Source organism: Microcoleus sp. Aus8_D2 (genome assembly GCF_036702665.1).
Taxonomy (GTDB): Bacteria; Cyanobacteriota; Cyanobacteriia; order Cyanobacteriales; family Microcoleaceae; genus Microcoleus.
Genome location: NZ_JAUBUN010000037.1, coordinates 4,786 through 11,870 on the forward strand (window position 1 = coordinate 4,786; position 7,085 = coordinate 11,870).

At 46.7% G+C, this 7,085-nt stretch carries 6 protein-coding genes; 5 read left to right on the plus strand and 1 reads right to left on the minus strand.

Annotated features, from left to right (window positions below):
• The first annotated feature begins 127 nt into the window (after positions 1-127).
• From groL to QUB64_RS24160, 4 genes are all read left to right on the plus strand, one after another.
• A complete protein-coding gene (gene groL / locus QUB64_RS24145) occupies positions 128-1,768 on the plus strand; it encodes a chaperonin GroEL (protein ID WP_333275912.1) in 1,641 nt (546 codons plus the stop codon).
• 186 nt (positions 1,769-1,954) lie between these two features.
• Positions 1,955-3,601 (plus strand): phospholipase D-like domain-containing protein, encoded by a 1,647-nt coding sequence (locus QUB64_RS24150; RefSeq protein WP_333275910.1) that lies wholly within the window; start codon positions 1,955-1,957, stop codon positions 3,599-3,601.
• 209 nt (positions 3,602-3,810) lie between these two features.
• Positions 3,811-4,470, plus strand: a complete 660-nt coding sequence (locus tag QUB64_RS24155; protein WP_333275908.1) for a glutathione S-transferase family protein — start codon at positions 3,811-3,813, stop codon at positions 4,468-4,470.
• Positions 4,470-4,898 carry a hypothetical protein gene (locus tag QUB64_RS24160; protein WP_333275906.1) on the plus strand — a complete coding sequence of 143 codons (429 nt, stop codon included), beginning with the start codon at positions 4,470-4,472 and terminating at the stop codon, positions 4,896-4,898. The genes QUB64_RS24155 and QUB64_RS24160 overlap by 1 nt, the downstream gene beginning before the upstream one ends.
• A gap of 156 nt (positions 4,899-5,054) precedes the next feature.
• On the opposite strand, the gene QUB64_RS24165 is transcribed toward QUB64_RS24160, so the two are convergent.
• Positions 5,055-5,918: an SH3 domain-containing protein gene (locus QUB64_RS24165; protein ID WP_333325697.1), complete on the minus strand. Its 864-nt coding sequence runs from the start codon at positions 5,916-5,918 to the stop codon at positions 5,055-5,057.
• A 600-nt stretch (positions 5,919-6,518) separates the two neighbouring features.
• On the opposite strand from QUB64_RS24165, the gene QUB64_RS24170 reads away from it, so the two are divergent.
• A complete protein-coding gene (locus tag QUB64_RS24170; protein ID WP_333275903.1) occupies positions 6,519-6,965 on the plus strand; it encodes a hypothetical protein in 447 nt (148 codons plus the stop codon).
• Positions 6,966-7,085 lie beyond the last annotated feature (120 nt).

A 7,085-nucleotide genomic window follows, 5' to 3' on the forward strand; every position in this document is an offset into this window, starting at 1 on the left:
AGTCCTGCCGTCATCAGTCATCAGTCATTAGTTTAAAGCGAACGCCGCCAAACAACTAATGACACAGGACAAATGACGAACATCCCTCCCCAATCCAAAATCTCAAACCCTCTCATCCCCAAAAACTATGGCTAAGCGCATCATCTATAACGAAAATGCACGTCGCGCCCTCGAACGCGGTATGGACATTCTCGCCGAAGCAGTAGCAGTCACCCTCGGCCCCAAAGGTCGTAACGTGGTTCTCGAAAAGAAATTCGGAGCTCCTCAAATCGTCAATGACGGCGTAACCATCGCCAAAGAAATCGAACTAGAAGACCATGTAGAAAATACAGGCGTTGCTCTGATCCGTCAAGCCGCCTCCAAAACCAACGACGCAGCAGGCGACGGCACCACAACTGCTACCGTTCTCGCCCACGCAATGGTCAAAGAAGGCCTGCGGAACGTCGCAGCCGGTGCAAATGCGATCGCCCTCAAGCGCGGTGTTGACAAAGCAACCGGCTTCTTGGTAGAAAAGATTGCCGAACACGCCAAACAAGTAGAAGATTCCAAATCCATCGCTCAAGTCGGCTCAATCTCTGCTGGTAACGACGATGAAGTCGGCCAAATGATTGCTAACGCCATGGACAAAGTGGGTAAGGAAGGCGTAATTTCCCTGGAAGAAGGGAAGTCTATGACCACCGAACTCGAAATCACCGAAGGGATGCGCTTCGACAAAGGCTATATCTCTCCTTACTTTGTCACCGATACCGAACGGATGGAAGCGGTTCTAGAAGAACCCTTCATCTTGCTGACCGACAAAAAAATCGGTATGGTACAGGATTTAGTACCCGTACTCGAACAAGTAGCTCGTTCCGGCCGCCCGCTGCTGATCATTGCAGAAGACATTGAGAAAGAAGCTCTAGCTACTCTCGTTGTCAACAAGCTGCGCGGTGTGTTGAACGTGACTGCTGTGAAAGCACCTGGTTTTGGCGATCGACGCAAAGCCATGTTAGAAGATATCGCCGTATTGACCGGCGGTCAACTAATCACCGAAGACGCCGGTTTGAAACTGGAAAACACCAAGCTGGACATGATCGGCAAAGCCCGCCGCATCACCATCACCAAAGACAGCACCACAATTGTTGCCGAAGGTAACGAAGCCGCTGTTAAGTCCCGCTGCGAACAAATTCGCCGTCAAATGGACGAAACCGAATCTTCCTACGACAAAGAAAAGCTGCAAGAACGTTTAGCCAAATTGGCTGGCGGCGTTGCAGTCATCAAAGTCGGCGCAGCTACCGAAACCGAAATGAAGGATCGCAAACTGCGTCTTGAAGATGCCATCAACGCCACCAAAGCTGCTGTCGAAGAAGGCATTGTCCCCGGCGGCGGTACAACTTTGGCTCACCTAACTCCTCAATTGGAAGAGTGGGCGAACGCCAATCTGAAGGGCGAAGAATTGACCGGTGCATTGATTGTAGCCCGGGCTTTGGCTGCTCCTCTGAAGCGGATTGCTGAAAATGCTGGTTTGAATGGCGCTGTCATCGCTGAGCGCGTCAAAGAAAAGCCGTTCAACGTTGGTTTCAACGCAGCGACAAATGAGTTTGTCGATATGTTTGAAGCTGGTATCGTTGACCCTGCGAAGGTAACTCGTTCTGCTCTGCAAAATGCTGCATCTATTGCCGGCATGGTGCTGACAACCGAGTGCATCGTTGTTGACAAACCCGAACCCAAAGATGGCGCTCCTGCTGGCGCTGGCGGCGGCATGGGCGGCGGCGACTTCGATTACTAAGTCGATCGTTTGATTACTAATCGCTAGTTTGATGGGGCGGGCAATAATGTCCGCCTTTTTGATAAACAAAATAGCTGTCACCTGGTGACAGCTAAATTTTTTTTTGCTGACTGATATACTCAGAAGGAGCTTAGGTACTCTTACTTTAGGGAACCGCTGTATAAAAAAATTTGAGGTAATGTGTCTATGTCTAATGACAATAAAGACAATTCTCAGAAACAGAAGCCCAAACTAACTTTGCAAAATCAACGCTTGAGAGAGTTGCAGCAACAATTAGACAAATTGAGTGAGAGTCATGGCAGCCTGCTTGATCAAAACCAGAGAATAGAGCAAAAACTAGACGATTTAAAGTCTCTGTTAGAAAATCGACCTGATATCATCACAAGTCAGGTCGATGAACCCAGTGATAAGCAATATGAAGATCGGCTAGTGTTTAACCGTCGTCAAATTCGAAAAGTGCTTAGTGATGCGCTGGAAAATGTTCAAGAGCGATTGATTCTGGTATGTCCTTGGCTGACTTCTTGGGCTACTGCTGTAGTGATTGAGAAGTGCGAAGAACTCATAAACCGAGGTGTTCGGATTGATATTGGTTGGGGTAAATTGGAGGATCTGGCTAGAGATCAAATAGATACATTTTGGTATGGAGCATTGCCCAAATTGCGTGAACTCCAAAATAAACATCCTGGGTCCCTCAATTTGAAGGAATTGGGTACCCATGAAAAGTTTTTGGTGTGTGATAACAACTTTGCCATGCTGGGAAGTCATAACTTTCTCACCTCTAAGGAAAGTAGCCCAGAGTTTGAAGTGGGAATTTTGATCGAAGACACCAACACCATCCAAAATTTAATCAATCGTTTTGATGAATCTACTTTCAATAAGAGTGCTGCTCTTGATTACTTACGTCATGAAGGTGACACCTATGACTTTGAAGAGCAACCAATAGAAATTGAGGTTTTGAAAAAAATTATTGAGAATGCTCAGAAAAGTGTGGCTGAGAACGAGCAGAAAACTGTGGTTAAGCTTCCTCCTCCACAAACACCACCGGTCACTACTCTGAGAAACGAAGAGTCTATTGTGTTGCTAACTAAGTCTGAAAAAAGCGCTGATTTTGCCACTAATAAGTCAACTCCGCATCCTCCTAAATTAAATTCAACTCCGAGAACTAGAAAGAGAACTAGACAGTCAGAAGTAGGCAATGATTTGGGGGTAACATCTACAGCAAGTAGTGATAAAAAGCCAGATTTTCCTGTTTCTAATAAACCAAAGGAAGAGGCTGTAAAACCCCCGATAATTACGCCAAGTGGCGGACTGGGTGAAATTATAGTTAAACTGAATTGGAGTCAAGGAACTGGTAGCAAAACTGCCATTGATCTTGATCTGGGTTGCTTGTATGAGCTAAAAGATGGAGAAAAGAACAGTATACAAGCCATAGACAAATTCTTTGGTAATTTCTCTACAACTCCGTATATTCATCTGGGTGAAGATGACCGTAAGGGTGATAAAGGTGAGACTTTGCGGATAAATGGCGACAAGGTTGCTGAATTTAAGCGGATTCTAGTTTACGCTTATATCTATGAGGGCATAGCTAAATGGTCTGAGGCTAATGGTGTTGTCAAAATCAAATTGCCAAAGGTAATTGATCAGGCAGATATCGAAGTGCAATTGGATAATCCTAGTGATGGTATAACGAGATGTGCCATTGCCTTGTTTGAGAATGTTGATGACAAGACTTTTAAAGTTAGCAAGAAGGAGAAATATTATACAGATCACCGAGAGATGGATAAAGCTTTCAACTGGGGCTTAGACTGGGTTGACGGCTCTAAGGAAGGTTAGAAGTTTAGATTTTAGATTTTAGATTTTAGATTATACTCGTTACCAGGCTCTGTCTGGTAACGCATATCCGGAGGCTCTGCCTCCATTGTCGCAGCCGAGGCAGAGCCTCTGGACATCGGTTCCCAGGCAGAACCTGGGAACCAGTTAACCAGTTATTGAAACTGATTTAGGATTGCTATATTACCTTTCAATAATTACCCCCACCAGCCATGAAACTTTACCACACTCCCATTTCCCCCAACTCCCGCCGCGTGTGGATCGCCCTCTTAGAAAAAAACCTCGACTTTGAATTAGTAGAAATCCACTTGGACGGCGATCACTTGCAGCCTGAGTTTGTCGCAATCAATCCTTTTCACCGCATCCCTGTTTTGGTCGATGATGACTTCACTGTCGTCGAGTCTCTAGCAATTCTTGACTATCTAGAAACGAAGTATCCCGAACCGGCAATGCTGCCAAAAGAACCGAAAGATGTGGCAGTTGTGAGGATGGTAGAATTGGTCACGGTTAACGAACTTCTACCGCAAATTTACCCGCTAAGCAGTGAAAAAATGGGCAGGGGAAGTCCTCAACCGCAGGAAATCGCAAAGGCTAAGGAAAAAGTCGATACTGTGTTGAAATTCTTTGAAGGCTTGCTGGACGATCGCCCTTTTTTCGCTAGCAACAATGTGACATATGCCGAATGCGTTGCCGGTACTGTTATACCATTGCTGTCCTGGGTTGATGTATCCACAGACGGATATCCTAAAATTCAAGCTTGGTGCGATCGGCTAATCTCCCGTCCATCATGGCAACAAACCCAATTTACCCAGGCAGATGTGGCGGCTTTCGCCTCTGGGAGACTAAAATTTCTAGCACAAACTCAAGCCTAATGCACAAATCAATTGTCAAGCGTTCGCTCTTTTTCCTCGCTGTTTTCACCTGCATCCAACTTCCCGTTGCAGCATTTTCACAGCCTGCAACTCGATCGAACTACGAATCAATTAACGTCAAACAGTTTCTGGGCGATCGCAAAATCACCGTCTCTAACCCCAAAGATATCGCAGCTAAACTATTTAGCGGCGATCGAGAATCTGAAGGCAGAAAAAGCGATGGAATTTCTGTGGAATATCCGACACGAGAAACCGCAGTAATCGTGCATACTGTCGTCGGTTTAGCTGACGATTCTGTTGCTGGAATGCAGCACCGCATCGAGCTCGGATTCAGGCAAAATAAATGGGAAATTCTGTGGATAGGCCGACAATCGAAGTGTCAGCCAAATCGCGGACATCAAAATTGGGCGGCCGGCTCCTGTAAGTAGAAAAAAGCTTCGCATCCCGCTCGCAACCCCCCGGATCTTGACCGTGGAAGCAATCCAAAATCCTTGCATTGCGAAGCATTGCGAGCTCCGCGCGGCAACCTCCAAAATTCCAGGACGATCGCCCTTTTAGTAAAAAAGAGCGATCGAATTCCTATCTTATTTGCACATGATCAAGTTTCCAGCCGAGATGAATCCGGGCACAGGGGCTGAAATCTCAACCCAATTGCGGTCTTCTCCATTCTTATCTCTCACTAACTGGAAATTCGGCACAAGCGTTACTTGACCGTTAGCCGCTACGCCGCCTTTAACTGCCGCAGTCTTTGAAGGCTCCGCGCGGATAGCTAGACCCTTCGGCGCTACGCGAGGTTCTACTTGGCGGCACAGACTTACCGGGCCCGTTGCAGGTGCTGGTGCTGGTGCTGGTGCAGGTGCAGGTGCTGGTGCTGGTGCTGGTGCTGGTGCTGGTGTCGGTGCTGGTGCTGGTGCTGGTGTCGGTGCTGGTGCTGGTGCTGGTGTCGGTGCTGGTGCTGGTGCTGGTGCTGGTGCTGGTGCTGGTGTCGGTGCTGGTGCTGGTGCTGGTGCTGGTGCTGGGGAAGGAGTTTGACTAATTGTGCACGAACCTAAATTAGCCTCGTTGTTGGGGTATCCGGTAGCTACATACCCCTTTACGGGAGCGGTAATTTGAATCCAGAGGCGGCCGTCGGAGGCTTTAACAGAAGTAGCGCCTTGGAACAGCGTTACTTGAGTATTCATTGCTACACCGCCAACTCTCGCGGATTTGGGGTCTGGATTCTGGCGAACGGTCAAACCTTCTTTGGGAGTGACTTTGCGGCAAAGGGTGTCAGCCTGGGCTATTTGAAAGGTGGCGCTATCTTCAATGGAAATATTTTCAGCATCCTGACTGGTAGTGGATGTTGGTGGGGTGGTAACACCGATCGCAATCGGCTGCCAACTTCCGGCTACGAGCGCGATCGCGCCCAGCAATGCAGCGGGTTTGTTCCAGTAATTCAAGTTTTTCATCCGTTCAACTCCTCATCTAATCAAAACCATTATCTTTATTGCAGGTCAATATAGCAAAAAAATGGATTTGTCTTCCAGAAAAAAGCTGTTAATAACACAATACTGCCTGTCCGTCAATTTTTATTTATATAAATTAATGCTTCGTGAGATTTAAGCGAGGACAAATTAAGCTGCTGCGCCTGTAAATTGCTCGTTATGGTAGATCCCGAGAGGGGGAGAGTGGGGAAAGTGTCCGAGTCAACAGTCAACAGTCAACAGTTTAAATGCGTGACAGTCGATCGCACATTACTTAAAATTACCGCGAACAACTGACAGCGGGAGAGTCCCGCAGATTCACGGAGCTGCAAGTCAATTCTTCCATCTAAAATCTCAAAATCAACAGACCTTTGTTAAACTTCCCAGAGCGCGGCTTTGCAGTCAATTCTTCAATCTAAAATGGAAAATCGAAAAATGGAAAATCGACTGACGTTTTTTGCTTCAATCTATCAAAAGACGGATTTTTTTGGACAGATCGTCGCTGGATAACCTCTATCTGGAGAATGGTTTAGCCGATCGCCCAAATCGAGTAGAAATAGGATGTAATCTCTCATTTTGTATTCTATGAAACTGAATTATTTTACCAAACGGCTTTCGACTGTAGGGCGCTATCTGGCTGCAACTGTGCTTTGCGTGTCAGCGATGGCCTTTGTTTGGCAGGGTGGGTTTTTCTCAAACACCGCAGCAATGGCATCTCCTGCTGTAAGCTCGATCGCAGCCGCAGATTTGGGAGATAAAGTTCAAGACAAAGCCAGCACAGATGCGGGACGAGCCAAGAATTTCATCCGAGATACAGAAGAGAAAGTGAAGGAAACAGCTAAGACAAATGCTGCTAAAGTCGATCGAGCATCAGAAGATGGTAGTGTAGTAGAGCGCAAAGCCAAGAAAGATGCAGCTACAATTGAGAAAAGAGCAGAAGAAGATTCAGCTCGCACTCAAAAAGCAGTAGATAACACAAAGAATGCTGTAGAGCGCGCTGTTGACGGCATCAAGGATGCCTTTAGCAAGTAGACAAGAAATCAGATCGAGTTCCCTCGCTCCACCACTAAAAAACAGGTTCGTAGTGAGGACTTTAGTCCTTCTTAGAGGTTCGTAGTGAGGACTTTAGTCCTTCTTAGAGGTTCGTAGTGA